The organism is Streptomyces sp. NPDC058663, from assembly GCF_042716745.1.
Classification (GTDB): domain Bacteria; phylum Actinomycetota; class Actinomycetes; order Streptomycetales; family Streptomycetaceae; genus Streptomyces.
The window spans coordinates 1-25787 of the sequence record NZ_JBHXRV010000008.1; the positions used below are offsets into that span (position 1 = coordinate 1).

At 73.5% G+C, this 25787-nt stretch carries 20 protein-coding genes; 8 read left to right on the forward strand and 12 right to left on the reverse strand.

Annotated features, from left to right (window positions below; genetic code table 11):
- Nucleotides 1–83: 83 nt before the first annotated feature.
- The gene (locus tag ACFWVV_RS07670; RefSeq protein WP_384356349.1) at nucleotides 84–1526 is read right to left on the reverse strand and encodes an aldehyde dehydrogenase family protein; all 1443 of its coding nucleotides are present in this window, start codon (nucleotides 1524–1526) and stop codon (nucleotides 84–86) included.
- A gap of 53 nt (nucleotides 1527–1579) precedes the next feature.
- On the opposite strand from ACFWVV_RS07670, the gene ACFWVV_RS07675 reads away from it, so the two are divergent.
- Entirely contained in the window at nucleotides 1580–2233 is a 654-nt protein-coding gene (locus ACFWVV_RS07675; protein WP_384356352.1) for a TetR/AcrR family transcriptional regulator, read from the forward strand.
- 52 nt (nucleotides 2234–2285) lie between these two features.
- On the opposite strand, the gene ACFWVV_RS07680 is transcribed toward ACFWVV_RS07675, so the two are convergent.
- Genes ACFWVV_RS07680 through ACFWVV_RS07700 form a run of 5 tightly spaced genes read right to left on the reverse strand, consistent with a single transcriptional unit; the run spans nucleotide 2286 to nucleotide 8764 of the window.
- A complete protein-coding gene (locus ACFWVV_RS07680) occupies nucleotides 2286–3527 on the reverse strand; it encodes an amidohydrolase (RefSeq protein WP_384356355.1) in 1242 nt (413 codons plus the stop codon).
- On the reverse strand, nucleotides 3524–4369 hold the full coding sequence (locus tag ACFWVV_RS07685) for an ABC transporter ATP-binding protein (protein ID WP_384356358.1): 846 nt from the start codon (nucleotides 4367–4369) through the stop codon (nucleotides 3524–3526). The genes ACFWVV_RS07680 and ACFWVV_RS07685 overlap by 4 nt, the downstream gene beginning before the upstream one ends.
- The gene (locus ACFWVV_RS07690) at nucleotides 4366–6204 is read right to left on the reverse strand and encodes a dipeptide/oligopeptide/nickel ABC transporter permease/ATP-binding protein (RefSeq protein WP_384356361.1); all 1839 of its coding nucleotides are present in this window, start codon (nucleotides 6202–6204) and stop codon (nucleotides 4366–4368) included. Before ACFWVV_RS07690 ends, ACFWVV_RS07685 begins: the two co-directional genes overlap by 4 nt.
- Nucleotides 6204–7196, reverse strand: coding sequence for an ABC transporter permease (locus ACFWVV_RS07695; protein ID WP_384356364.1), 993 nt, complete (start codon nucleotides 7194–7196; stop codon nucleotides 6204–6206). The genes ACFWVV_RS07690 and ACFWVV_RS07695 overlap by 1 nt, the downstream gene beginning before the upstream one ends.
- A complete protein-coding gene (locus ACFWVV_RS07700) occupies nucleotides 7196–8764 on the reverse strand; it encodes an ABC transporter substrate-binding protein (RefSeq protein ID WP_384356367.1) in 1569 nt (522 codons plus the stop codon). Before ACFWVV_RS07700 ends, ACFWVV_RS07695 begins: the two co-directional genes overlap by 1 nt.
- 155 nt (nucleotides 8765–8919) lie before the next feature.
- Here ACFWVV_RS07700 and ACFWVV_RS07705 point away from each other — a divergent pair, with 155 nt between their 5' ends.
- From ACFWVV_RS07705 to ACFWVV_RS07720, 4 genes are all read left to right on the forward strand, one after another.
- Nucleotides 8920–9987 (forward strand): Lrp/AsnC family transcriptional regulator, encoded by a 1068-nt coding sequence (locus tag ACFWVV_RS07705; protein WP_384356370.1) that lies wholly within the window; start codon nucleotides 8920–8922, stop codon nucleotides 9985–9987.
- A gap of 198 nt (nucleotides 9988–10185) precedes the next feature.
- Nucleotides 10186–11637, forward strand: a complete 1452-nt coding sequence (locus tag ACFWVV_RS07710) for an amidase (protein ID WP_384356373.1) — start codon at nucleotides 10186–10188, stop codon at nucleotides 11635–11637.
- Between the two features lie 110 nt (nucleotides 11638–11747).
- Complete coding sequence (locus ACFWVV_RS07715; protein WP_384356376.1) at nucleotides 11748–13721, forward strand: acyl-CoA synthetase; 1974 nt, start codon at nucleotides 11748–11750, stop codon at nucleotides 13719–13721.
- 379 nt (nucleotides 13722–14100) lie between these two features.
- A complete protein-coding gene (locus tag ACFWVV_RS07720; protein ID WP_384356379.1) occupies nucleotides 14101–14892 on the forward strand; it encodes a hypothetical protein in 792 nt (263 codons plus the stop codon).
- A gap of 285 nt (nucleotides 14893–15177) precedes the next feature.
- On the opposite strand, the gene ACFWVV_RS07725 is transcribed toward ACFWVV_RS07720, so the two are convergent.
- From ACFWVV_RS07725 to ACFWVV_RS07745, 5 genes are all read right to left on the reverse strand, one after another.
- A complete protein-coding gene (locus ACFWVV_RS07725; RefSeq protein ID WP_384356382.1) occupies nucleotides 15178–15714 on the reverse strand; it encodes a TspO/MBR family protein in 537 nt (178 codons plus the stop codon).
- Between the two features lie 131 nt (nucleotides 15715–15845).
- A complete protein-coding gene (locus tag ACFWVV_RS07730) occupies nucleotides 15846–16799 on the reverse strand; it encodes a DUF5914 domain-containing protein (RefSeq protein WP_384356385.1) in 954 nt (317 codons plus the stop codon).
- 44 nt (nucleotides 16800–16843) lie between these two features.
- A complete protein-coding gene (locus ACFWVV_RS07735) occupies nucleotides 16844–17866 on the reverse strand; it encodes a phytoene/squalene synthase family protein (protein WP_384356388.1) in 1023 nt (340 codons plus the stop codon).
- On the reverse strand, nucleotides 17863–19446 hold the full coding sequence (gene crtI, locus ACFWVV_RS07740; RefSeq protein ID WP_384356391.1) for a phytoene desaturase family protein: 1584 nt from the start codon (nucleotides 19444–19446) through the stop codon (nucleotides 17863–17865). Before crtI ends, ACFWVV_RS07735 begins: the two co-directional genes overlap by 4 nt.
- Nucleotides 19437–20816 (reverse strand): polyprenyl synthetase family protein, encoded by a 1380-nt coding sequence (locus ACFWVV_RS07745; protein WP_384356394.1) that lies wholly within the window; start codon nucleotides 20814–20816, stop codon nucleotides 19437–19439. The genes crtI and ACFWVV_RS07745 overlap by 10 nt, the downstream gene beginning before the upstream one ends.
- Nucleotides 20817–21112: 296 nt before the next feature.
- Between ACFWVV_RS07745 and ACFWVV_RS07750 the strand changes: the two genes are divergently transcribed.
- The 3 genes from ACFWVV_RS07750 (at nucleotide 21113) to ACFWVV_RS07760 (ending at nucleotide 24736) form a co-directional block, all read left to right on the forward strand.
- On the forward strand, nucleotides 21113–22333 hold the full coding sequence (locus ACFWVV_RS07750; RefSeq protein WP_384356397.1) for a lycopene cyclase family protein: 1221 nt from the start codon (nucleotides 21113–21115) through the stop codon (nucleotides 22331–22333).
- Between the two features lie 121 nt (nucleotides 22334–22454).
- The gene (locus ACFWVV_RS07755) at nucleotides 22455–23177 is read left to right on the forward strand and encodes a methyltransferase domain-containing protein (protein ID WP_384356400.1); all 723 of its coding nucleotides are present in this window, start codon (nucleotides 22455–22457) and stop codon (nucleotides 23175–23177) included.
- A complete protein-coding gene (locus ACFWVV_RS07760) occupies nucleotides 23174–24736 on the forward strand; it encodes an FAD-dependent oxidoreductase (protein ID WP_384356403.1) in 1563 nt (520 codons plus the stop codon). The genes ACFWVV_RS07755 and ACFWVV_RS07760 overlap by 4 nt, the downstream gene beginning before the upstream one ends.
- A gap of 96 nt (nucleotides 24737–24832) precedes the next feature.
- Here ACFWVV_RS07760 and ACFWVV_RS07765 read toward each other — a convergent pair whose 3' ends face one another.
- Nucleotides 24833–25702 carry a UbiA family prenyltransferase gene (locus ACFWVV_RS07765; RefSeq protein ID WP_384356406.1) on the reverse strand — a complete coding sequence of 290 codons (870 nt, stop codon included), beginning with the start codon at nucleotides 25700–25702 and terminating at the stop codon, nucleotides 24833–24835.
- Nucleotides 25703–25787: the final 85 nt, after the last annotated feature.

The window sequence follows — 25787 nt, forward strand, 5'->3', positions numbered from 1 at the left end:
GGTGCCGGGCGGGCGTCGCTGCGACCGCCCGGCACCCGCCCTCCGCAGGGAGAACCCCTGCGCCACCGCCTCCTTCGGCCCTGTCAGCCGGCCGACGGGGGCAGCGGCTTGTCCAGCACCGCCTTGCTGTGGCTGAAGGTGTCGATCGAGTACTCGCCGTGGTAGCGGCCCATACCGCTCTCTCCCACGCCGCCGAAGGGCAGTTCCGGAGCGGTCAGGTGGGCCACCGGGATGCCGAAGGCGAGCGCACCCGAGGACGTTTCGGTCAGCAGCCGCTGCTTCGTGGTGTCCGACGCGGTGAACGCGTACAGCGCGAGCGGCTTGTCCCGGTCGTTGATGAACGCGAGCGCCGCGTCCAGGTCGGGGACCCGCACGACGGGCAGCACCGGGCCGAAGATCTCCTCCTGCATCACCGGCGAATCGGCGGAGACGTCCGTGAGCACGGTGGGGGCGATATACCGGGTGGCACGGTCGTGGGTGCCGCCGATCACGGTGCGGCCGCTGGACAGGAGGCCGGCGAGCCGGTCGAAGTGCCGGTCGTTGACGATGCGTCCGTACTCGGCGCGGGCAGCCGGGTCGCTCCCGTACAGCTCGGTGACTGCGGCGGCGAGGTGGGACTCCAGGGCGTGGGCGGTGTCACCGACGGCCAGGACGTAGTCGGGGGCGACGCAGGTCTGGCCCGCGTTGAGGAACTTCCCCGACACGATCCGCCGGGCGGCGGCGGCCAGGTCGGTGTCGGTGTCGACGAGCGCGGGGCTCTTGCCGCCGAGCTCCAGCGTGACGGGGGTCAGGTGCTTGGCGGCGGCGGCCATGACGATGCGGCCCACCGTGCCGTTGCCGGTGTAGAAGATGTGGTCGAAGCGCTGCTCCAGGAGCGCGGTGGTCTCGGGGACCGCACCCTCCACCACGGCGACCGCTTCGGGGTCGAGGTACTGGGGCAGCAGGCGGGCTATCTCGGCCGAGGTCGCGGGAGCCAGCTCGCTGGGCTTGACGACCACGCTGTTGCCCGCCGCCAGTGCGCCGACCACCGGTGCCAGGGCCAGCTGGAGCGGGTAGTTCCAGGGTGCGATGACCAGGACGACACCGAGCGGTTCGCGTACGACGCTGCCCTCGGCGGGCAGCAGCCGCTCGGGCAGCGCCGCGGGGCGCGGGGCGAGCCAGGTGTCGAGGTGGGCGAGGGTGTGGTCGATCTCGTTCACGGTGAAGCCGACCTCGGTGCGGTACGCCTCCTCGGGGCCCTTGCCGAGGTCCGCGTGCAGCGCGCGCAGGAGGGTGTCGTTGTGGTCGGTGAGGAGCGTGCGCAGCGCTTCGAGCTGGGCGCGGCGCCAGGCGACCGGCTTGGTGCGGCCGGTGCGGAAGGCGGCACGCAGCCCTGCGACGAGGCGGGGCGCGTCCAGGGGGGTGGCATCCCGGGTGCCGGAGACGGGCGCGGTGGAGGCGGCGGCCGTGGTGGATGCGGCGGCCGTGGCGGCTCCGCTGTGAGAGGTGGCTTCGGAGCGGGCAGAGGTTTCGCTGTGGGGGGTCATGTGTCCCGAGCATATACAAAACGAAAGTGTTTCGTTTCGTATATCGTCAAGGTGTGACGAAACCCTCTGTGCGCCCCGGCCACTCCGAGAACGACCCGCCCGCCCGCGGCAGGCCCCGGGACGCGGGCCTGGACCGCGCCCTGCTCGAAGCGACCCTGGAGGTCCTGCACGACAAGGGGTACGGCGGCCTGACCACGTCCGCCGTGGCCAAGCGCGCCGGGGTTTCCACCGCGACCCTCTACCGCCGGTGGAAGTCGAAGGACGACCTCGTCGTGGGTACGGCCGTCAGCTGGGCCCACGACCTCGGCCCCGGCGAGGACACCGGCACCCTGTACGGGGACCTCACGGCGCTCCTCACCGACAAGGCCCGCACGCTCGACGGGCCCGGCGGACGGCTCCTGCACGTCCTGATCGGCGAATCCGCGCACAATCCCGCTCTCGCCCGGGTCCTGGACGACGCCGTCGTCCAGCCCGTCAGGGAACGTGCCGACGCCCTGGTGCGGCGGGCCGTCGCCCGGGGCGAGATCGCTCCCGTACCCGACCTGCACATCCTGGCCGACCTCGTGGTCGGCGCCATGGTGAGCCGGGTCTTCCTCACTCCGCGCCCCGCGCAGCCGGACGCGGACCGGCCGCCGGAGGGCGAAGCCATGATCGCCGAGTTGCGGCCCTTCCTGCTGCGCGCACTGGGGGCCGCCGTAACGCACTGACACGGGAACCCACTGATACGGGCCACCGGAGCGCGCGGGCCGGCCGGGCCTGTCAGGCCAGCCGGCTCAGCGCCGCCGACACCAGGGTCCGGACGCCCGGGAGGAGCACCGAGGGGTCGGGGGCGAACGCGGGGCTGTGGTTTCCCGGCACCTGGGCGAACTTCTCGGCCAGGTCCGCTCCTGGTGCCGCCTCCCACACCTCCGCCGGTGTCGACGTCACATACCAGTAGTCGTAGGGCACGCCCTCGGGCGCGAGCAGCGAGAAGTCCTCGCTGCCCATCGCCGGACCGAAGTCGAACACCGTGGAGGCACCGAACAGTTCGCGGTGCACGGCCGCGATCTCGCCGTCGAGGGCGGTGTCGTTGACGGTGTTCGGATAGCCGGGCCGGACGGTGACGTCCGGCGGAGCCGGGCAGCCGGCGGTCCTGCATTCGCCCGCGACGATGCGGCGGACGGCCGCGAGGACGCGGTCGCGCACGTGCGCGTCCTGCGTGCGCAGGTTCAGCGAGAGCCGGGCCTCGGCGGGGATGATGTTGTGCTTCGTACCGGCATGGAATTGACCCACCGTCAGGACCACCGAGTGTGCCGCCGCGACCTCGCGGGAGACCACGGTCTGCAGTCGCGTGACGATGTACGCGGCCGTCACCACCGGGTCCGTCGTCGACTCGGGCCGGGAGCCGTGCCCGCCGACGCCGTGCACGACGACGTCGATGTCGTCGGAGGCCGACATGGTGAGGCCCGGGGTGTGCGGGTAGAACCCGGCGGGGCCGGGAGTGACGTGCTGGCCGAGCACCACCTCGGGTTGGGGGAAGCGGGTGTGCAGGCCGTCGGCGACCATGGCCGCCGCCCCGCCGCCGGACTCCTCGGCGGGCTGTCCGACGACGACGAGCGTGCCCGACCAGGTGCCGCGGGCGGCGGCCAGCGCGTCCGCCGCTCCGGCCAGCCACGTGACGTGCAGGTCGTGGCCGCAGGCGTGCATCACCCCGTCGTCGGTGGAGGCGTACGGGAGTCCGGTGGCCTCCCGTACCGGCAGTGCGTCCATGTCCCCGCGCAGCCACACGGTCGGTCCTTCGCCGTGGGTGAGCACTCCGACCACTCCGGTGCCGCCGACACCCTCGGTCACGGTGTATCCGGCCTCGCGCAACCGCGCGGCGAGCTTGGCCGCGGTGCGGTGCTCCCGGAAGGCGAGCTCCGGGTGGCGGTGGAGGTCCTGGTAGAAGTCCGCCAGGGCGGCGGGCTTCAGGTCGGCAGTGATCTCCTGTGTGCGGCGGGCGACGGCGGTCGGGTCCTTCATGCCGCTTCCTCCTTCGGTTCGAATGTCGGCACGCTCGCCAGGAGGCGGCGCGTGTAGAGGTGTTGGGGATCCCGGTAGACGTCCCGCACCGGGCCCTGCTCCACCAGCTCGCCCTGGCACAGGACGGCGACCTCGTCGCTGACATGGCGTACGACGGCCAGATCGTGCGAGATGAAGAGCATCGTCAGGGACAGCGAACGCCTGAGCTCCGCAAGGAGATTGAGCACCTCGGCCTGCACGGAGGCGTCCAGCGCCGAGGTGATCTCGTCGGCGATCAGCACTTCGGGCTCCACCGCCAACGCGCGGGCCACCGCGATGCGCTGCCGTTGGCCGCCGGAGAACTCGTGCGGGTACCTGCCCGCGGCCGAGCCGTCCAGGGCGACGGTCTCAAGCCACCGTTCGACCGTCGCCGCGTGCTTCCGGGCGTCGGCCCGCGCGGGGTCGACGGCCTCGGCGATGGCCTCCCCCACCGTCATGCGCGGGTTGAGTGAGGCGTACGGGTCCTGGGAGACGAGCTGCACCCGGCGGCGCACCGCGACGAGTTCCCGGCGCGGGAGGGCGGTGAGATCCTCACCGTCGAGGAGGACCCGGCCCGCGCGGACCGGGTGGATGCCGACGGCCGCCTTGGCGATGGTCGACTTCCCGGATCCCGACTCGCCGACCAGGCCGAGGGTCTGCCCGAGGCGGACCCCGGTGGACACACCGTGCAGCACGGTTCTCGCGCGTCTGCCGTGACCGAAGACGACGGTGAGCTCCTCGACGGCCAGCTTGTACGGGGGCGGGCTCGCGGGCGCGGGCTGGGGCGTGGTCGCGGGCGCCGGCTGGTGCGGGGGCGTGGTCACGGGGCCGGTACCTCCTGGCGTACGACGTGGCAGGCCACGTCGTCGATCAGACGCGGTCGTTCGGTCGTGCAGAGGGCGTCGAGCGCCACGGGGCACCTGGCGGCGAAGGCACAGCCGGCCGGCCGGGCGGCGGGCCCCGGCGGGCGGCCGGGGATCGTGGCGAGCGGTGCCCGTTCCCCGACGTCGCTGTCCCCCAGCCGCGGGCTCGCCGCCAGCAGGGCCCGGGTGTAGGGGTGGCGGGCCCGGCCCGCCCGCAGGTCGGCTGCGGAGAGCTCCTCGACGACCCGTCCCGCGTACATCACCATGATCCGGTGGCACAGCGTGCCGACGACACCGATGTCGTGGGAGATGAACAGCACGCTCGTCCCGCGCAGCCGGTTGATCTCCCGCAGGACGTCGAGAACCTCGGCCTGGACGGTCACGTCGAGGGCGGTGGTCGGTTCGTCGGCGACGATCAGCCGCGGGCCGGGCAGCAGGGCGGCGGCGATCATCGCGCGTTGCCGCATGCCGCCGGACAGCTCGTGCGGGTACTGCTTCATGACCCGGGCCGGATCCTTGATGCGTACCTGTTCCAGGGTCTCGACGGCCCGCCGGTGCGCCTCGGGCCCCCGCACCCCTTGGTGCACGCGCAGGGTTTCGGTGAGCTGACCGCCCATGCGCAGCGCGGGGTTGAAGGAGGACGACGGGTCCTGGAAGACGATGCCGATCTCGGTGGCGAGCCGCCCGCGGTCGGCTTCGCGGGCGGCCAGGTCGAGGTGGTCCAGGGTCAGTCGGGCCGCGTGGGCGGTCATCCCCCCGGGCAGCAGCCTGGCCACGCTCATCGCCGTGAGCGACTTGCCTGAGCCTGACTCCCCGACCAGGCCGACGATTTCTCCGGGCATGACGTGGAAGGAGACGTCGTCGACGAGACGGGTGCCGTCCGGCAGGACGACGGCCAGTCCGTCCACCGTGACCAGGGCGTCGCCGGGTGCCCGGTGCGAGGGCATGGGCACGGCGGCGGGTCGTGTCGCGGACGCCTTGGTCCCGCCTCCCCGGGGATCGAGCGCCGCCGCGAGGCCGTCGCCGACGAAGCCCGCCAGGACTCCGGTGACGGTGATGGCCACCGCCGGGCCGATCGCCTCGGCGGGGTTGGTGTAGAGCGACTCCAGGCCGGAGTTGAGCAGGGCGCCCCAGTCGTAGTCCGGCGCCTGTACTCCGACGCCCAGGAAGGACAGGCCGGACAGCGCGACGAGCACGTTCGCGAAGGCCACCGACAACAGCACCAGGAGCGGTCCCGAGATGTTCGGCAGGAGGTGGCGCAGGAGTACGCGGGAGGGCGGTACGCCCATCAGGCGCGCCTGCGCAACGAAGTCGCGCTGTGCCACGGAGGCCGCCATGTTCGCGGTGAGCCGGGCGAAGGCGGGGGCGCCGCCCAGGCCGATCGCGAGGACGGAGGCGGTGGGCCCGGTTCCCAGGACGGTGGCGATCACCAGGGCCAGGATGAGCGCCGGGTAGGAGATCATCACGTCGATCAGGCGCAGGCCCAGCTCGCGGACACGGCGGCCCGACACCCAGATGCCGGTGCCGAGCAGGATGCCGGCGACCGCGGCGATCGCGGTCGCGGCGACGGTCATCTCCAGGGTGAGGCGGGTGGCGACCAGGGTCCTGGCCAGCACGTCGCGGCCCAGGGCGTCGGTGCCGAGCCAGTGTGCGGCACTCGCGTGCGCGCGGGCGGCGCCGCTGAGTCCGCTTGCCACCTCCTCCAGTACGAGGGGCGCGACGAGGCCCAGGAGGACGACCAGGCCGAGACCGGTGAGGGCGGTGACGAGGGGTGCGTTCCATCGGATGCGTCGCATCAGTGACCTCCCTTTCCGGCCAGTACGCGCGGGTCGAGCAGTGCGAGTACGACGTCGACGAGCAGGTTCAGCAGGGCGGCGAGCAGCCCCAGGACCAGCACGCAGCCCTGGATGACCGGGTAGTCGCGGACCAGGAGCGCCTCGACGACGCGCTGGCCGATGCCGGGCCAGGCAAAGACGGACTCGACGACGACCGTGCCGCCGAGCAGCCCGGCGAGGATCAGCCCGCCGAGGGTGAGCGTGGCGGTCAGCAGATTGGGCAGGGCGTGCCGGGCGTACAGGCGCAGGGGAGGCAGCCGTCGGCCCCGCGCGGTGCGCATGTAGTCCTGGGCGAGGACGTGTGCGGCCTCGCTGCGCACGATGCGGGCCATGACGCAGGTGGCGGGCAGCACCAGGGCCGCGACCGGGAGCACCATCGAGGCGGGGGTCTCGGCGCCGGCTGCCGGGAACCAGCCCAGCCCGATGGCGAAGCCGAGGACGAGGAGGGTGCCGATGATGTACTCGGGGGTGGCGCCGGCAGTGCCGGTGACAAAGGTGAACGCGCCGTCGGTACGGCGGCTGCCGCGTGCCGCGGCGGCGAGTCCGATCGGCACGGCGAGCGCCAGCACCATGAGGACCGCGACGAGTGCTATCTCGGCGGTGAACGGCAGGCGGCCGCCGATGATCTGGGCGACGGGCTCCTTCGTCTGGAAGGAGATGCCCATGTCGCCGCGGAGCAGACCGGCCGTGTAGGTGCCGAACTGGGTGAGCAGCGGCCGGTCCAGGCCCAGGTCGTGGCGGGCCTGCGCCACGTCCGCGGGCGTCGCCTCGGCGCCGGCGACCACGCGCGCCGGGTCGCCGGGGATGAGCTGCACCATCAGGAAGGTGCCGGCGACGAGTGTGACCGCCACGGCGGTGAGCCCGGCGAGACGCCGGACGAGGAAGGTGCCCCAGGGGCCGAGCCGTGCCGCGCGCCCGGCCGTCGCGGCAGCGGTGGTGGTCGCCGCCGCCATCAGGGGGTGATCCGGAGCGTGGAGAGGGCCAGGGAGCCGCTCGGCGTCGCGAAGGAGACACCCTCGCGGGCGACGTAGTGCACGTTGACCGTGGCCAGTGGGATCACGTCGTGGGCCGTGAGGAGCGCTTCCTGGGCCTTCTGCCAGGCGGCGCACTTGGCGTTGCGGTCCGTGGTGGAGGTGGCAGCCACGTAGTTCTTCGCGTACGCCGCGTTCTGCACCGCGCCGTAGTTGAGGCCGCCCTTGTCCGGTGCGGGGCCCAGGAAGGCGGCGCCGCCGCGCGCGAGGGCGCCGCTGATCAGCGGGAAGACGGTGGCGTCCCAGTCGCCCTGGTTGGCGGTGACGTCGGTGGCCCAGGTGGCGTTGTCGGCGTTGGTGAGTTTCACCTCGGCGCCGGCGGCGCGCAGGGCTTCGGCGACATAGGAGTTGCCCGCCCCGCCGGCCACCGCGTTGGAGCCCTCCAGCTTGATCGGGACGCCCTTGAGGACCTGCTTCGCGGCTGCCGGGTCCGTTTTCGCCAGCAGGGAAGCGTCGGTGGAGACGCAGGCCGCCCTGTCGTCCACGTACGAGGTCAGGGTCTGTCCCGCTCCGCCGAAGACGTTGTTGAACGCGGCCCTGCTGACCGCCTGGGCGATCGCCCTGCGGACCTTCGGGTCCGCGCCCGGGTGCCCGGAACGCTGGTTGAACGCGAGGTAGTTGCGGATGAAAGGCGCGGAGCGGACCGTGAACCCGTCCTGGCCCGTGAACCGCGTCGCGTCCGTGCCCGTGAGGGGAGCCAGGTCGAGGGCGCCGGTCTGCAGCTGGTTGGCGAGGGTCGACTCGTTCCGGGAGATCTGGACCCGCAGGCGGTCGGCCGGCTTGCCCGCCGGCAGCGAGGCGAACCCCGGGTACGCCGCGAAGCCCTTGCGCAGCCGCAGTTCGTACGAGGCCCCGCGCCGTGCCGTCACCATCTCGTACGGACCGGTGGCCGCGCCCTTGACGGCGCCCCTGGCGAGCGCGGCGGCGCCCGCGTCGAGGCCCGCCCCGCAGACGATTCCGGCGCCGGTGCCGGACAGGCCGGCGAGCACCTCGCCCCACGGAGCGGCGGTGGTGATGCTGACGGTGCCGGCCGCGTCGTCGCCGGTGATCGTGGTCTTCTCCCCCGCGTTCGCTGCGCCGAAGGTGAGCAGGGCGCCGGCCGAGGCCGTCCGGTAGCGCTTCAGCGAGGCGACGACCTGCGAGGCGGTGAGCGCCGACCCGTCGGAACAGGTCAGCCCCTTGCGCAGGGTCAGCGAGGTCTTCGTCGGCGTGGACGTCCAGGAGCCGGCGAGACCGGCGACGAACGTACCGCCGTCGTCCTGGCCGACCAGTGGCTGGTACAGCAGCGACGTGAGGAGGTAGTCCGTCGCGCCCGCGCCCTTCGCCGGGTCGAACGAGGTGGCGTCGGAGGTGACACCGATCTTGACGGTGCCCCCGCTGCTGCCGCCGCTCGACGAGGGACCGCCGGACGGGCCTGTGGTGCAGGCGGAGGCCAGCAGGGACGTTGCGGCGACCGTGATGGCGCCGGAGAGGAACCGCGAACGGGGCATGGAGGACTCTCCAGGGCTGAGGGCTGAGGCCGGGGTGGGGGCGAGGGCAGGGAGCGCCGCGGTGCGACGGTGCCGCAGTGCGTTGCGGCATACAGAACAGGCCACTTCCCCACCGGCCCCGCAATTGCAAGAATCCGCATCGGGAAGGTGATCGCATGCATGAATCCGCAGGACTCCTCGGCCGGAAGGTCGGCGAAACCCCGTCCCGGGGAACACTCGATGAACTCGACCTCGCACTCGTCCACGCCCTACAGATGGCTCCCCGCGCGCCCTGGGCGCAACTGGCCCGCCCGCTCGGCGTGGACGCGGCGACGCTCTCCCGGCGCTGGTCCCGGCTGCGGGAGTCCGGTGAGGCCTGGGTCACCTGTTACGCGGCGCCCTCCCAAGTCACCTACGGCGCCCTCGCGTTGATCGAGGTGTCGTGCGTGCCGCAGGCCCGGGAGGCACTGGCCCTCCAGCTCGCCCGACATCCGCAGGCGATGAGCGTGGAACTGGTGGCGGGATCGTGCGACCTGCTCCTGACGGTGGCCACGGCGACCATGTCGTTGATGAGCGGGTACGTGCTCGCCCTCGGCCGTATCGAGTCGGTGACCGCCACGCGCACCCACCTGGTGCAGCACGTGCACCGGGACGGAAGCGAGTGGCGGATGGACTCCCTCTCCCGGGGCCAGCGGCGCGACCTGGCGGAGACCGAGGACGGCGGCACACCCACGGCCACGTCGGCCACGCTCACGCCCGAGGACCGCGTCCTGTTGCTCGCCCTCGCCGAGGACGGCCGGCGCTCCGTCACCTCGATCGCCGCCGAGCTGGGACGCCCCGAGTCGACGGTGCGACGCCTGCTGCACTCCCTGCTCCACGGCGGCCGGGCGGTACTGCGCTGCGACGCGGCCAATCTGCACGCGGGCTGGCGCAGCTCGGCGACGCTGTGGATGTCCGTGCCGCCCGGCCAACTCATGTCCGCGTGCGACGAGTTGAGTCGTCTGCGGAGCACTCGTATGGCCGCTTCCGTGTCCGCCGAGGCGAACCTGCTGAGCGTGGTGTGGCTGCACGCCCTGGACGACCTCGCGCGCTACGAGGTCCGGGCCGCCGAGCGGATCACCTCCGTGCGCGTGCTCAACCGGGCCGTGAACCTGCGCTGGATCAAGCGCATGGGCCGCCTGCTCGACGAGCACGGCCGCGGCACCGGCTGCGTCCCGGTCGACCCCTGGCACCCGGTGGCCTGAGCCGCCCTCACCCGGCATCCGAGCCCTCCTCCCCCGGCCGAAGCCTTCCCTCCCGGGCGCCTGGCGCTTTCCGGCACCCGCACCCCGGCCCTGGCGGATTCATGCAATCCGGCGGCCGCCCGGAACCGGTCCCCGAGGCTGTCACCCAGCGCCGGCCGGCCGACCTGCCGCCTCGGCCTCCGCACGGGAAGGACGCCCATGCCCACTCACCTGCCCGCCGACGATGCCCTGGTCCAGCTCAGCGCGACCGAGGCACTCCAGCTCTTCGCCCGCCGCGAGCTGTCACCCGTCGAGCTCATGCGCGCCGTCGTCGAGCGGGCGGAGAAGGCCGAACCGCACATCAACGCCTTCACCGAGCAGTTCCACGACGAGGCCCTGGAACAGGCCCGGCACGCCGAGGACCGGTACCTCGGCCGAAATGGTCTCGCCCCGCGCCCCCTTGAGGGCATCCCGGTCGCGGCCAAGGAGAAGCACGCCGTCCGCGGCCGCACCCTGACCGAGGGTTCCCTCGCCCACCAGGGCCGCGTCGCCACCGAGAACGCTCCCGTGATCGACCGCGTCCTCGGTGCCGGCGGCATCATTCACGCCCGTACGGCGACCCCCGAGTTCTCCCTCACCACGTACACGCACTCCCGGATGTGGGGCATCACCCGCAATCCCTGGAACCTCGGCTTCTCCCCGGGCGGCTCCTCCGGCGGAGCGGGCGCCGCCCTCGCCGCCGGCACGACCCTGCTCGCCTCGGCCTCCGACATCGGCGGCTCCACCCGCATCCCGGCCGCGTTCACCGGCACCGTCGGCTTCAAAGCCCCCTACGGGCGCAACCCGGGCCTCGGCGTGCTCACCGCCGACCACTACCGCGGCGACGGCCCCATGGCCCGTACCGTGGACGACGTCATCGCGTTCCAGAACGTCCTGGCCGGCCCCGACCCACGCGACCACGCCTCGATCCGCCCCAAGCTGACCCTGCCGTCGTCGTACGACGACGTGAGGGGAACACGTATCGCCCTGTGCGTGCGGCTCGGCGAGTACGACGTCCATCCGGAGATCGAGGACCGTACCCGCGCCGCCGCGCAGGCCCTCGCCGACGCCGGCGCACACGTGGAGGAGATCACCCTCCCCTGGACCCGCGGCGACCTGCTGACCGCGATCGCCGGACATTTCTCGACGATCCTCGGCGCCCTCGTCATCGAGGCCGCCGAAACCGACCGGGACCTGCTCACCCCGTACGCGGCGGCCTTCGCCGACACCATGACCTACGCCCGTACACGGGTGAGCTACCTCGATTCCCTGCGCGCCGAACACCGGTTGCAGCGCGGCCTCGCCACCGCCATGGCCGGGTTCGACGCACTGATCTGCCCGACCACCGCCGTGCCAGGCTGGCACGCGGGCGACGACCTCGCGGGCGACAGGGTCGTGGTGCACGGGGAGGAGGTGGCCGACACCCTGTGGAGCGCCATGACGGTGCCCTTCAACATCAACAACCGTTGCCCGGTCCTCAATGTCCCCTCCGGCATGTCGAGTTGGGGAATCCCCACCGGCCTCCAGATCGTCGGCCACCCCTACGACGACCCCGCCGTCTTCCGTATCGGCAAGGCCCTGGAGGTCCTGCGCCCCTGGTCGTACGCACCGCTCGACGACCTCCTGTCCTGACGGCGGCGGCCTCGCCGTGACCAACCCGACCCGCGCCGCGGCCTCGGCCCACTCCTGCCCACCCCTCGCAGCGGTCCCGCACTCATCCGCCCCCTCGAAAGGCAGCTCCCGTGAACGCCCCCGCACCCGACCCGCTCTGGCCGACGTACGACCAGCCGGGCGCCCTGACGGCGATCGAGTCCGTTCCGCTGGAGGACCGCGGGCTCCCGGGTTCCACGTACGACGTCCTGGTGCGCGCCGCCGCGCTGTGGCCCGACCGGCCTGCTCTCACCGCACTGCCCAGCGCCGAGCAGTGGGAACACGGCCAGACCGTGACGTTCGGGCAGCTCCGCGACCAGGTGCACCGCATCGCCAATCTCTTCCACCGGCACGGCGTCCGCCGGACCACCGCCGTGGGCCTGCTGACACCGAACACGGGCCTGCTGCCCGCCACCCTGCTGGCCGCCCAGCTCGCGGGCTGCGCGGCACCGGTCAACCCGGCGCTCTCCGCCGAACACGCCGAACGGCTGCTGGGCCTGGGCGGGGCGAGGGTCCTGGTCGCGGCCGGACCCGAACTGGACGCCGACGCCTGGCGGACGGCGCGCACGGTGGCGGCGGCGCTCGGCTGTACGGCACTGTTCGCGCTGCGTCCCGTCGGCGCCCCCGCCCCCGCGCCCGAGCTGGACCGGATCGAGGGGGTCCACGTCGCCCATCTGGACGTCGCGGCCGCCGCCGAGCCGTCCGGCCTCCTGCCCGGCGTGGAGCTCCCGCAAGCCGGTGACCTGGCCGCGTACTTCCACACCGGCGGCACCACCGGCGCCCCCAAACTCGCCGCGCACACCCACTCCAACGAGGTGACCGACGCCTGGATGATCGCGGCCAACAGCGTGCTGGACTCCGGCTCCGTGCTCTTCTCCGGGCTTCCGCTGTTCCACGTCAACGCCCTGGTCGTCACCCTGCTGGCACCGCTGCTGCGCGGGCAGCGCGGGGTGTGGACGGGCCCCCTCGGCTACCGCGAACCGGCGCTGTTCTCGGTCATCTGGAAGATCGTCGAGCATTTCCGGATCGCCGCCATGTCCGCGGTCCCCACCGTCTACGCCGCCCTCGCCCGGGTGCCGCTCGACGCGGACATCACCTCGATGCGCTTCGCGATCGTCGGCGCGTCACCGCTGCCGCCGGCGGTCCGTACCGCGTTCGAGCAGCACACGGGCGTCCCCCTCTGTCAGGGGTACGGGCTCACCGAGGCCACCTGCGGCAGCGCGCGGAGCTTCCTGCACGAGCACCGCCGCCCGGAGGCTGCCGGGCAGCGCATGCCGTACCAGCGGGTGAAGACGATACGGATCGACAGCGAAGGGCACTGGCACGACCTCCCCCAGGGCGAACCCGGCGTCCTCGCCCTCAGCGGTCCCACCGTCTTCCCCGGCTACGTCGTTGGGCACGACGGCACGGGACCGCGCCTGGACACCCTCGGCAGCGTGCGCGACGGCTGGCTCAACACCGGTGACCTGGCCCGCGTGGACGCCGACGGATTCATCCACCTGCTGGGCCGCGCCAAGGACCTGATCATCCGTGGCGGCCACAACATCGACCCCGCCGTCATCGAGGACGCCCTGCTCGCCCACCCCGCCGTCACCGGAGCGAGCGCCGTCGGACGCCCCGACCCGCATGCCGGCGAGGTCCCCGTCGCCTACGTCACCCTTCGACCCCGCACGGCCGGACCCGGGCCCGGGCCCGACGAGCTGATCGCCTTCGCCGCGCGGCACGTGCCCGAGCGGGCCGCGGCTCCCAAGGACGTCGTCGTGCTGCCGGCCCTGCCGCTGACGGACATCGGCAAACCCTCCAAGGTCCCGCTGCGCCTCGATGCCACGCGACGCGCGATCGTCACGGCCCTGGCCGCCCACGGCCTCGCCGACGCCGTCCCCGAGAGCCGGATCACCTGCGAACTGGCCGACGGCCACCCGTGGATCTCCCTGCCCCATGTGGCCGATCCCGGCCTGCACCGCCGGATCGGCGACGCACTCGCCCCGTACGACGTGAAGTGGGCGTTCGCCGAGGACCCCGGCAGTTCACAGGACCGGCGGGAATCCCGTGCGCGTGCGCGGTGAGAATCAAAACGCCGGAGGTCGAATCACCGGAGGCCGAATCACCCCGGGTCGAATCCTCGCCATTCCGCCGGGACCGCTTTCGCTCCCCGGTTCCAGACGTTAAGTTCTGGGTCTGCGGCTGAAGAGTTCGGATCACTTTCGCTTTCCGGCCCGGAAGGCCGGTCAACCACGAGGTGAGGAGCGGACTTTGACCGGGCACGGAAACGGCCCTCCCGAAAGGGCTGGCACAACGAGAAGCGGCCTGCACCCTCGCCGTTTCGTCCTGGCACCTGCCCTCGGTACCGTCCTTGCGGCGATTGCGGGCGTGTTCCTGATCGCCGGTCCCGGCGGAAAGGAATTAGCCGGCTCCGCACCGAAGAGTGCGGAAAAGAATGCGGAGGTGACGGTAGGAGAGGTGCGAGAGCTCACCGATAAGGAAAAGGACACCCTGCACGCCGCCGAGCAACACCTCCTGCGCGACTGCATCCGTGCACGCGGCTTCTCCTATTCGGTGGTACCTCGCCGGCCGGTGCCGGAGGAGCGGGAATTCCGCTACGTCATCGACGACATCGCCTGGGCACGTCTGCACGGTTATGGCAGCGACCTCCAGCGCCGAGCGGAACGTATACGCGGGGAAGACCCGAACCAGCGCTATTTCAAGAGCCTGACCGCGGAGCGGCGGGCCGCCGCGCTTGCCGCGGTCAATGGGGCGAGCCCCCGCGGCCTGAGCGTCCGCACCCCGGACGGCATGCTGCTCACCCGGAGTGCCGAAGGCTGCCGCGCGCACGCCGAGCGCACCCTGTACAGGGACCTGGGCGCGTGGTTCCGGGCCCGGTCCACCCTCGAATCGCTGCGCGAGATGCGCACCGAACGGGTGCTCGCCGACCACGACTACGCCCGGGCCACCCGCCCGTGGTCCCGCTGCATGCGGGCCGCTGGCCACCCGTACACGACCCCCGGCGCCGTACGCCAGGCGCTGGCTGCCGCCCGGCCTCCGCTCCCCCGGAGCCGGGAGGTGGCGCTGGCCGTCACCGAGGCCACCTGCGCCCGTTCCTCCGGCCTGGCCGCCACGGCCGGGCGCCTCGACCGCACGCACGACACCGAACTGCGGCGGCTCCATCAGTCCGACGTCATCACCGGGCTGCGGCTCCAGCTCGCCGCGTTGCCCCGCGCCCGTTCCCTCCCGCACTAGGGCGAGAACGGGCCCGGGTGGAAGTCCGAAGCGCACCGACGCACCACGCACGGACCGAAGCGCCACCGACGCACCACATACGGAAAGGACTCACCGCATGAGCAGGCTGCGCACGATCCTGGCCGGGGCAGCGGTTCGGGCGCGGGCGAGTTGCTCAACGACAACATCTCCTCCCACCGCTGGACCAACTTCTGACCCCGAACCCATCAGCTGCCGGTGCGCCGCCGGCCCGGCGGCGCACCGGCGTGTCCGCGTACAGCGCTTCCTCCGCGAGCCCGCCCCGCCTCAGGTGTTGGCCAGCCAGACCGACAGGTTCAGCGCGGCGGCGAACGTGACCCAGGCCGCGTACGGGACGAGCAGCAGGGCCGCGCTCCTGCGGTGCCGGGCGAAGGCCACCACCGTGACCGCCAGGGCGGCCAGCAGCAGGCAGATGTCGAGGAAGGCGAACCCGTACTCGCCGGCCGCGAAGAACAGCGGGGTCCAGGCGAGGTTGAGGGCGAGCTGGACCGCCCACCACGCCATCGCCGTACGGGGAGAGCCCTTGGGGCGGCGCAGCACCAGCCACGCGGCGACCGCGATCGTGGCGTACAGGACGGTCCACACCGGACCGAAGAGCCATCCCGGCGGTGCCCAGGAGGGCCTGTCCAGGGACTGGTAGACCGTGCCCGCGTCGGCCGAGGCGAGGGCGCCCAGGCCCGCCACGGCGAAGCAGACGGCGAGGAGCCCCAGCAGACCCGGGATTCCCGCGGCGCGGCGGGCGGCCCGGGACCTGCCGGGGGCGTGGAGGTGGTGAGGGCCGGCGCCGTGGTGTCCGTCGCTCATCGGTTCCGGCATCATGCTCCCGTCGTCGCGCCATGTGTGCGGTGCGCCATGTGTGCGGTCCTGGTCCCCGGCCCCGCGGCCGGCATGCGTCCCGCGCGGTGTGGCGGCGGCCGATGCGGGGGACGGCCCGGTCATCGCGGTGGCTGCGTGTGCGGGGAGCGCAGCTGCCAGCGCCGTTCGGCGTACGCGAGGTCGTCGCGCCACAGGCGGCGTGCCGCCGTGCGCATCAGCGGGCGCAGTACGGGTGCGGCGCGTTGTGCGGCCGCGAAGCCCGACCGGTCGGAGGTGGCGACCACGGCTTCCACCACTGCGGTCCGTGGCGCGTGATGCCCGGGCGGGGTCAGGGGTGTGGCGTGTGTTTCGACGACCGAGTCCTGTCCTTCGCCGTCCACGATGTGCATGACGACGGTGCGCGGCCCCGGTGCCGTGAACACGGCGCGTACCGGTACGACGATCCTGGCGGTCAGCCGGAAGGAGACCTCGACGACGAAGGCGTCCGGGTCCTTCGCGTGCCGGGGACTGCCGGTGACGCGCAGATCGACGAACGAGTAGGGGTGGAACCACGCCCCGTGCCAGGGGTCGAGCCGGTTCGCCACGATGTCCTCGGGCTCGCAGCTGCCCACGCCGGTGTAGACCGCGCTGACGGAGCGGCCCGGGTCCGGGCGCCGCGGGATCACCGGCTCGTCGAGCGGCGTGCCGCCGCCGGCCGCGTCGAGCCGCACCCAGACGAGCACTCCGTCGTCGTACGAGGGGAACGGCCGCCGCCCCGGCACCTCCTTCGCGCCGAGCGCCATGCCGTGCCAGTGGCAGACCAGCACCCCGCAGCGCACCGAACTGTCCTTCAGCGGCGCGCCCAGGTGGGGGCAGGCGCCCGGGGCCGCGGCCACCCGTCCGTCGGCGTCGCGCCACAGGACGATCTCGCGGCCGGCCACGGTACGTCCGACGGGCGCCCGGGCCGGTACGTCACGGCTCGCGCCCACCACGTACCAGTTGCCGCAGGGCCGCTGCTGTGCCCGCCCGAGCGCGGCGTCGATCACGGCGGGGCGGGCTTCGCGCCAGGTGGGGTGCTGACGTTCCCAGCTCACGGGGTGCCTGCGCCAGGTGAGCGGGAAGCGGGGCCGACGGGGTGTCACACTGCCTCCGGCCGTGTGCGGGAAGGGACGGGGGCGCACCGGGTCGCGGCGAGGGGGCGTGCGGGAAGCACGTCGCCGCCCGGTGCTGCGGCGTGGCGGATCCGGGCGTACACCACCCGGACCAGGCCGTCGGCGGCCACGGTGGTGCGACGTCGGCGGGGTACCACCGCCCGTCGGTGGAGCACCGCGTAGCCGTCGCGGGCGACGGCGTCGAGAATCCCGCCGTAGAGCACGAAGGCGGTCCGGATGCAGGGGCGGGACACCGGGGACAGCATCGCGATCCCCGGGGCCGCCTGCCGGTACACGTCGCGCGTGAGGGCCTCGAAGTCCTTCAGGGCCCGGGTGATGCGGACGTCGCCGCGGCCGGTGTGCCTGCTCCATTGCAGCGTGTGCCGGTCGATGCCGTGGGACCGCAGCAGGTCGGCGGGCAGGTAGACGCGTCCTCGGTCGAGGTCCTCGCCGACGTCGCGCAGGAAGTTGGTGAGCTGGAACGCCACGCCGAGTGCCGCCGCGTGCGGTGCTGCCTCGGCCCGGGGGACGACGGCACCGAGTACGGGAAGCATCTGCAGGCCGATGACGGCCGCCGAGCCGTGCATGTAGCGGCGCAGGTCCGCGTACGTGGGGTAGTCCGTCACGGACAGGTCGGCGCGCATCGCGGCCAGGAAGTCGGTGAAGTGCCGGTGGTCGATGGCGTAGCGGGCCGCGGTGTCGGCGAGTGCGTGCACGACGGGTTCGTCGCTGTGGCCGCCGCGCAGTCCCGTTTCCAGCTGCCGGGAGAGACGTTCGAGTGCGGCGGCGCGGGTGTCCGCGCTCGTTCCGTCGAGGGAGTCGACGATGTCGTCCGCCCAGCGCGCGAAGCCGTACAGGGCGTGCACGGCGCAGCGGCGGTCGGCGGACAGCAGCCGGGAGGCGAGGAAGTAGGTCTTGCCGTGCCGTGCGTTGAGCTGCCTGCAATGGGTGTAGGCCGCGCGCAGGGCCGGGTCGGTGACGGCTGCGGCGTCGAGTTCACGGACGGTCAAGACGACGCACCTCCGGTGCGGTGGGGCGGACGGGGCGAGGTGCGGGCGGTGGTTGGTCCCTTGCTCCGGGCGGCCGGCCCCGTGCTCCGGGCGGCGGCTGGTCCCGTGATCCGGGCGGCGGCCAGTTTTCCCGACAGCAGCACGGTGGGCACGCCGACTCCGGGGGTGGTTCCGCAGCCCGCCAGGACCGCGTTCTCGGTGCCGCGGACGAGGTTGCGGGGGCGGAAGGGCCCGGTCTGGGCGAAGGTGTGGGCGGCGGAGAAGGGGGTGCCCGCGGCGTGCCCCTGGGCGTGCCAGTGGGCCGGGGTGACGAAGTCGCTCTCCTCGATCGACGAGCCGATCCCGTCGAGGCCGCGGCGTTCGAGTTCGGTGAGGAGTTCCGCCCGGTACCGGGGAGCGAGGTCGGCCCACTGTGCGGGGCCGGGGCCGATGTCGGTGTTGGGGCAGGGGGCCAGGATGTAGTGCAGGTGCTTGCCGGGCGGGGCGAGGGCCGGATCGGTCGCGGTGGGCCGGGTGATGAGCAGGGACGGATCCTTCATCAGCGTGCCGTGGCGGGTGAGTTGGTCGAAGGTCTCGTGCCAGGCGCGGCCGAAGGAGAGGGTGTGGTGGCCCAGTTGCGGCCAGGTGCGGTCCGTTCCTGCGTGCAGGATCACCGCGGAGGGCGCGTGGCGCAGGGGCACGGGGCGGCGCGGGGGCCGTCCCAGGAGCCGGTAGGCGACGGGCAGGTCGGGGGTGAGGACGACGGCGTCACAGGCGATGCGCTCGTCTGCGGTGAGCACGGCGCTCACCCGGCCCCCGCTGCGTTCCAGGCGGGTGACGGTGCGCCCGTACCGCAGATCGGCCCCGGCCCGCTCGGCCGCGTCGGCCATGGCCTGCGGCAGGGCGTGCATGCCGCCGCGCGGGAAGTGGACACCGGCGACGGTGTCCATGTAGGCGATGACCGCGTAGGCGGCGAGGGCCCGGGCGGGCGGCACCCCGGCGTACAGCGCCTGGAAGGTGAAGATCCGGCGCAGCCGCTCGTCCTTGATGAACCGTCCGATCTGCTTGTCCATGCGGCCGAAGCCGCCCAGCGCCGCGAGGCGTGCCAGGTCGGGTGTCAGGAGCGCGAGGGGCGAGTCGAAGTTGGTGTCGATGAAGTGGTTCATCTGCGCGCGGTGGAGGCGGTGCAGCCAGCTGCGCAGCCGCCGGTAGCCGGCGGCCGCATCGGGGCCCGCGAAGTCTTCGACCGCCTGCTGCATGGCCTCCGCCCCGGTGTGGACGTCGAGACTGCTGCCGTCCGCGAACGAGGCCCGGTAGGCGGGATGCAGGGGGATCAGCTCGACCCGGTCGTAGAGGCTTTCGCCGACCGCGGCGAAGGCTTCGTCCGCCAGCTCGGGCATGGTCAGGACGGTCGGTCCCGTGTCGAAGTGGTAGCCGCCCCGGGTCAGGCGCCCGGCCCTGCCGCCCGGGGTCGCGTCGCGTTCGACGACGGTCACGCGGCGTCCGGCGCCCAGCAGGTGCAGTGCGGCGGCGAGGCCGGACAGCCCCGCGCCCACGACGACGACGTGGTCGGTGCGCCCGGGCACGGTCTTCACGGGCATGCTCCTTCGACGGCCGGGGGCGGTCCGGCCGCCCGCGCAGCACTCGGACGGTCCAGGGCGTGCGGGGCGGAACCTGCCGGTGAGCCTGCCGCGGCGTGCATCAGGCCGAGCAGACGCGCGCGGGCGACCGGGTCGACCTGGGCCGAGCCGAGACGGCGCACTGCCTGGGCGAGCAGGCGGCCGATCTTGTCCCGGACGGCCGCGGCGGCTCCGGTGCGGGTGAAGACGTCGCGTACCTCGTCGAGTCCGCCGTCGTCGAGGTCGGCGCGCCCCACGCAGTGCCGTAGGACTGCCAGGGCGCGGTGGTCGCCGTCCGCCTCCGCACGGGCCTGTGCGACAGCGGCGAGGTAGGTGGGTTTCCCGGACCGTACGTCCGCCCCGGCGGGCCTGCCCCGGGGGCGGGGGCCCTCGAAGAGGTCGTCGAGGTCGTCGCGGAGCTGGAAGGCGAGCCCGGCGCAGCGGCCCGCCGTGCACAGCGCCCGCTGGAGGTCCGGGTCCGCGCCGCCGAGCAGGGCGCCGAGCTGGAGGGGACGCACCACCGTGTAGAGGGCCGTCTTGAGGACGGCGGCCCGGATGGCCCGCCCGGGGGACCTGGCCCCGGTGAGCTCGCCGTGGATGTCGAGGTACTGCCCGGCCACCATCTCCATGCGCATCTGCGCCCACACGTCGCGCACGCTCCGGGCCCGGTGCGGCGGCAGGTCGAGGGCCGTGAGCTCGTCGTCCGCCCAGGCGAGGGCGAGGTCCCCGGCGAGGATCGCCGCCGATTCACCGAAACGAGTGGCGGGCGCACCCGGTCCAGCGACGTGGCCCGCTCCTGCGACGTAGCCCGGCCCTGCGACGTAGCCCGGCCCTGCGACGTAGCCCGGTCCTGCGACGTACTGGGAGGCGAGGGCCGCGTGCACGGCGGCCTCGCCGCGCCGCACGGGTGCCGCGTCCATGATGTCGTCGTGGATCAGTGCACAGGTCTGGATGAGTTCCAGCGCCGTGCCCAGCCGGAGTGCGTCGTCGGCCTGTTCGCTTCCCGGCGGCCCGCAGGCCCGCATTCCCCACCAGAGGAACTGCGGCCGGATCCGCTGCCCTCCGACGAGCGTGAACCGTGCGACGCGTTCCGCCACGTCACGTCCGAACGTCTCGTCCACCGCACGGGCACCCGCCACCCGCCGGGCGAGCACTGCTTCCAGGCGCAGCCGGACGGCGCCCGGCACGTCGGCATCGGTCTCGCCCACGCTCGGCGCGGGTGGTGCGTCCGCGCAGCCGGTGCGCGGCAGCGGGCCGTGGTCGGTACCCCGTGGCGGCGGACCGTGGTCCGGCGACGCCGAGGGCACCGCACGTTCCGCCGGGGCTGCTCCCGCTGCCTCGTCGGGGGGCATGGCTACTCCTGTGGGGTCGGCTCGGCTGGGACGACGGTGCAAGGCCATTTCCCTCCCTGATTCCCTCCCCCGACGTGGTCCGATGCGTTCCGGGGCGGCAAACGGAGCAATGGGCCCGCCCTCCCCGGAGGAGAAGGGGCCCGGGTTGCCCCGCCCGGACCAGCGTGGCGCACATCACAGATCGCCACCCGGGTAGGAGGGTTCCCAGGGCAGGCGAACAGATGCAGGAATCGACGCAGAAATCGATGCAGGTGTCGATAGTCGATAGTCGATACGGGAGGAACGGGAGGAGAAGCGTGGAACGGGTGGACGTGGCCGTCATCGGCGCGGGGGCGGCGGGACTGTCGCTGGCCGACCGGCTCGGTGCCCTCACCGGCGCCCGGTCCCCGAGCGTGGCCCTCATCGATCCCCCGCCCGGCCCGCTGCGGCCGCCCCCGCGCACCTGGTGCTTCTGGGAGGAGGGGCCCGGCCGGTACGACGCCGCCGTCACCGCCTCGTGGTCGACGGTGCGCCTGCACGGCCCGGACGGGCGGCTCGTGGAGGGCTCCATCGACCCGATGCGGTACAAGATGATCCGCTCCGACGACTTCGTGCGTCTGGTCGGCCAACGGCTCGCCGGGCACCCCGGGTTCACCCGCCTGGACGGGACGGTCGAGACCATCGAGGGCGCCGCCGACGGCGCCCGCGTGGTCCTGCGCACCGCCGACGGCGGGTCCCGGACGCTCTCGGCACGCTGGGTGTTCGACTCCCGCCCGCTGGGCAGCCTGCCTCCCGCCCGTACGACGCTCCTCCAGCACTTCCGCGGCTGGTTCGTCCGCACCCCGCGGCCGGTGTTCGACCCCTCGTCCGTGGAGCTGATGGACTTCCGCACCCCGCAGCCGCGCCGGGGGCTGGCCTTCGGCTACGTGCTGGCGACCGGCACGCACACGGCTCTGGTCGAGTACACCCAGTTCTCCTCGTCCGTGCTCGCCGACCAGGACTACGACCGCGCGCTGCGGAGCTACCTGGAGCGGACCCTGGGTGTGCGCGACTACGCCGTCGAGGCGACGGAGCACGGTGTCATCCCCATGACGGACGCCTTGTTCGCGCGCAGGAGTGGCCCCTCGGTCTTCCGGATCGGTGCGGCGGGCGGGGCGACCCGGCCCGCCACCGGGTACACGTTCTCCGCGATCCAGCGGCAGGCGACGGCGGTGGCACGCGCCCTGCACGACGGGCACGACCCCGTACCGCCCGCTCCGCACTCACGGCGCTCCCGCGCGATGGACGCGGTCCTGCTGCACGGGCTGGCGCAGGGCCGTATCGAGGGGGACGCCTTCTTCACCCGGCTGTTCTCGGAGGTGCCCACGGCGCGTCTGCTGCGCTTTCTCGACGGCGACACCTCCCTGCTCCAGGACCTCGCGGTCGGCCTGCGTGCTCCCGTCGGGCCGATGCTGCGCAGCGCCCTGGAGCTGCCGTCGCGTCCACGGCGCCCCGCACCGCCCCTGCCGGATGCCGCCCGTCGCCCCGCACCGCCCTGACGAGGACCGCCGGTCACCCCGCACCGCCCTGACGGGTGCTCCCGTCCCCCCGCACTGCCCTGACGGGTGCTCCCGTCGCCCCGCAACCGCCGCCCCGCCCCGCCCCTTCGTCAGGAGAACGATGCCGACCCTGCGTGATGCACCACTGGCGCGCGCGTTCGACCACGCCGCCGGCAGCTACGACGCCCTGGTGGCGGCCAACCCCGGCTACCACGCCCACCTGCGGCGCTCGGCCAGACGGCTGGGACTGCCGGACCGCGGCCGCGGCCTGCGCGTCCTGGACCTGGGCTGCGGTACGGGTGCCTCGACCGCCGCACTCCTGGCGGCCCTGCCGGACGCGGAGATCACCGCCGTGGACGCCTCCCGGGGCATGCTGGAGCGTGCGGCCGCCAAGCCCTGGCCCGCGCGTGTCTCCTTCGTCCGTACGGCGGCCGAGACGCTGGGCGATGCCGGGGTGGACGGGCCGTTCGACGCCGTGTTCGCCGCGTACCTCTTCCGCAACACGGCCGATCCCGACGCGGTGCTCACCTCGGTGCGCCGCGTGCTGGCGCCCGGCGGGCGGCTCGCGGTGCACGAGTACACCCTCAGCGGGAAGCGGCGGCACAGGCTCCTGTGGTCGGGGGTCTGCGGTGCGCTGCTGCCGGTCACGTCCGCTCTCGGCGACGGGGCCCTGTACCGCCATCTGTGGCGCAGCGTGGTCGAGTTCGACACGGCGGACGCGTTCGCCGCCCGGCTGACCCGTACGGGCTTCGAACGGGTGCGGGTCCTGCCCCTACCGGGCTGGCAGACGGGCATCGCCCACACCTTCGCGGCGCAGGTGCCGGGTGCGGTGGCGCGGACGTGAGGCGCGCGGGCACCACGCGCACCCCGCCGGGTGGCAGGGACCGGCAGGCGCACTTCCTCCCCGCGCGGGCGGGAGCGCCGAGGGCCGCGGACACACCTCCCGCCGTGGCGGTCGTGGGCGGCGGCATCGCGGGGCTCGCGGCGGCGACCGCCCTGGCCGAACGCGGCGTACGGGTCACCGTGTTCGAACGGGAGCCGAGCCTGGGCGGACGGCTGGCCGGCTGGCCCACCACCCTCGGCGACGGCTCCGCCGTGACGATGAGCCGGGGCTTCCACGCCTTCTTCCGCCAGTACTACAACCTGCGGGCCCTCATGCGCCGCACGGACCCGCACCTGGAACGCCTGACACCGCTTGCTGACTATCCGTTGTGGCACGCCGACGGGCTCAGGGACAGCTTCCGGCGCGTTCCGCGCACACCGCCCTGGAGTGCGCTGGGGTTCGCGCTGGCCAGCCCGACCTTCGCTCTGCGCGACCTGCCGCGGTTGGACGCGGCCGCGGCCCTTCCCCTCATGGACGTACGTGTGCCAGAGGTGTACCACCGTCTGGACTCGGTGAGCGCGCACGACTTCCTCGCCTCGGTCCGTTTCCCGGAGGCCGCCCACCACCTGGCGTTCGAGGTCTTCTCCCGCAGCTTCTTCGCCGATCCGCGCCATCTCTCCGCGGCCGAGATGGTGCTGATGTTCCACATCTACTTCCTGGGCTCCGCCGAGGGGCTTCTCTTCGACGTCCCCGACGAACCCTTCCCCGCAGCACTGTGGGACCCGCTCGGCGCCTTCCTGGAGCGTCTGGGCGCGGAGGTGCGCACGGCCGAGCCCGTCGAGCGCGTCGCACCGACACCCGCGGGCGGCTTCCGGGTGCACGCGACAGGCCGGGAGCGGGAGTTCGACGCCTGTGTCCTGGCTCTCGACACCACGGGGCTCCAGGGCGTGGTCCGGAGCAGTCCCGGTCTCGGCGACGGGCTGTGGCGCCATCACGTCGCGCAGCTGCGGACCGCTCCGCCCTTCCTGGTCTCCCGCCTGTGGCTGGAGCGCCCGGTGGCTCCCCACCGTGCGGGGTTCCTGGGCACCAGCGGCTACGGCGGCCTGGACAACGTCAGCGTCCTGGAGCGCTGGGAGGGGGAGGCGGCACGCTGGTCGCGCCGGACGGGGGGCTCGGTCGTCGAACTGCACGCCTACGCCGTCGGCGAGAACGCGGACCGCGCCGCCGAGCAGCGCCGCCTCGTCGACCAGCTGCACACCGTCTATCCCGAGACGCGTGGTGCGCGGATCGTCGACCAGCGGCACGAATGGCGTGCCGACTGCCCGCTGTTCCCGGTGGGGGGCTACGAGAGCCGGCCCACCGTGCGCACGAGCGACCCCCACCTGATGGTCGCCGGTGACCTCGTACGCACCGGGCTGCCCGTGGCACTGATGGAACGCGCCGCGACCAGCGGCATGCTCGCCGCGAACGCACTCCTGGCCCGCTGGGCGATCCAGGGTCACCCCCTGTGGACCGTCCCCCTGCGCGGCCGCAACCGCCTGCTGCGGGAGGTGAACCGCCGCCTTGGGGAACGACGATGACTGCCCGTCACCAACCGCCGGTATCCCCCGGCTGACGTGCCGGGACCGTGCGGGCCGCCCGCCGCGCGGGCCGCCCGCATGCCCGCCGTCGCACGGTCACGCAATCCCGTTGCCGCGCAGCAGCAGCAACGCCACGTCGACCACGGCCACCGCGACCGCCGCCGCGAAGGCCAGCCGCTCCCTGCGGCGGCCCAGCACCGTGCCCGCCACCGCGAGCAGTACGGTCGTCGCGAGCGCCGCGACTCCCCACCCGCCGGGGGCTCCGGCGGGGCCCAGCACCAGAACGGCGGACGCGGCCACCAGCGGCACCGGCAGCAGCAGTCGTGTACCGGTCCGGCCCAGTCGGTGCGGCAAGCCGCGTACCCCTGTCGCCAGGTCCCCGCCGATGTCCGGCAGCACATCACCCAGGTGGGCGCCCACGCCCAGCAGCGCCCCGGCCGTGACGAGCCACCAGGCCGGCCACGGCTGCCCCGGCAGGCCCAGCGCGACGAAGGCCGGAAGGACGGCGAAGCCCAGCGCGTACGGCGCCCAGGACCAGACCGTCGCCTTCAGGCGCAGGTCGTACGCCCACGCGCCCGCCACACCGGCCAGGTGAACGGCGCCCGCCCACAGGCCGCAGGCAAGGGACAGGGGTACGCACAGCGCCAGCGCGGCGTACGCGGCCACCCACACCTGCCGCACACCGACCGTGCCGTCGACGACGGGCTTGCCCCGGCGGCCGGCGCTGGTGTCCCGGCGCGCGTCGAACGCGTCGTTGCACCAGCCGACGGACAACTGGCCGGTCAGGACGGCGGCGCCGGTCAGCACCACCCGCGCGGCGCTCTGGCCCGCGGTCGCCGCCAGCGCGGTCATCAGGACGGTGACCGCCACGACGGGACCCGGGTGGCACGACCCGGCCAGGCCGCCCAGCCAAACGATCCTGCCCACGGCCGGGCCGCCGTCCGTCGACTGCTCACGAGTTCCCATCCGGCCGATCGTATGCGCCCCGGCCCGCCCGGCCGGGGCATCGCGCCGTAGGGCCTGGCGGCCGGACGGGGGATCACGGGGTGTC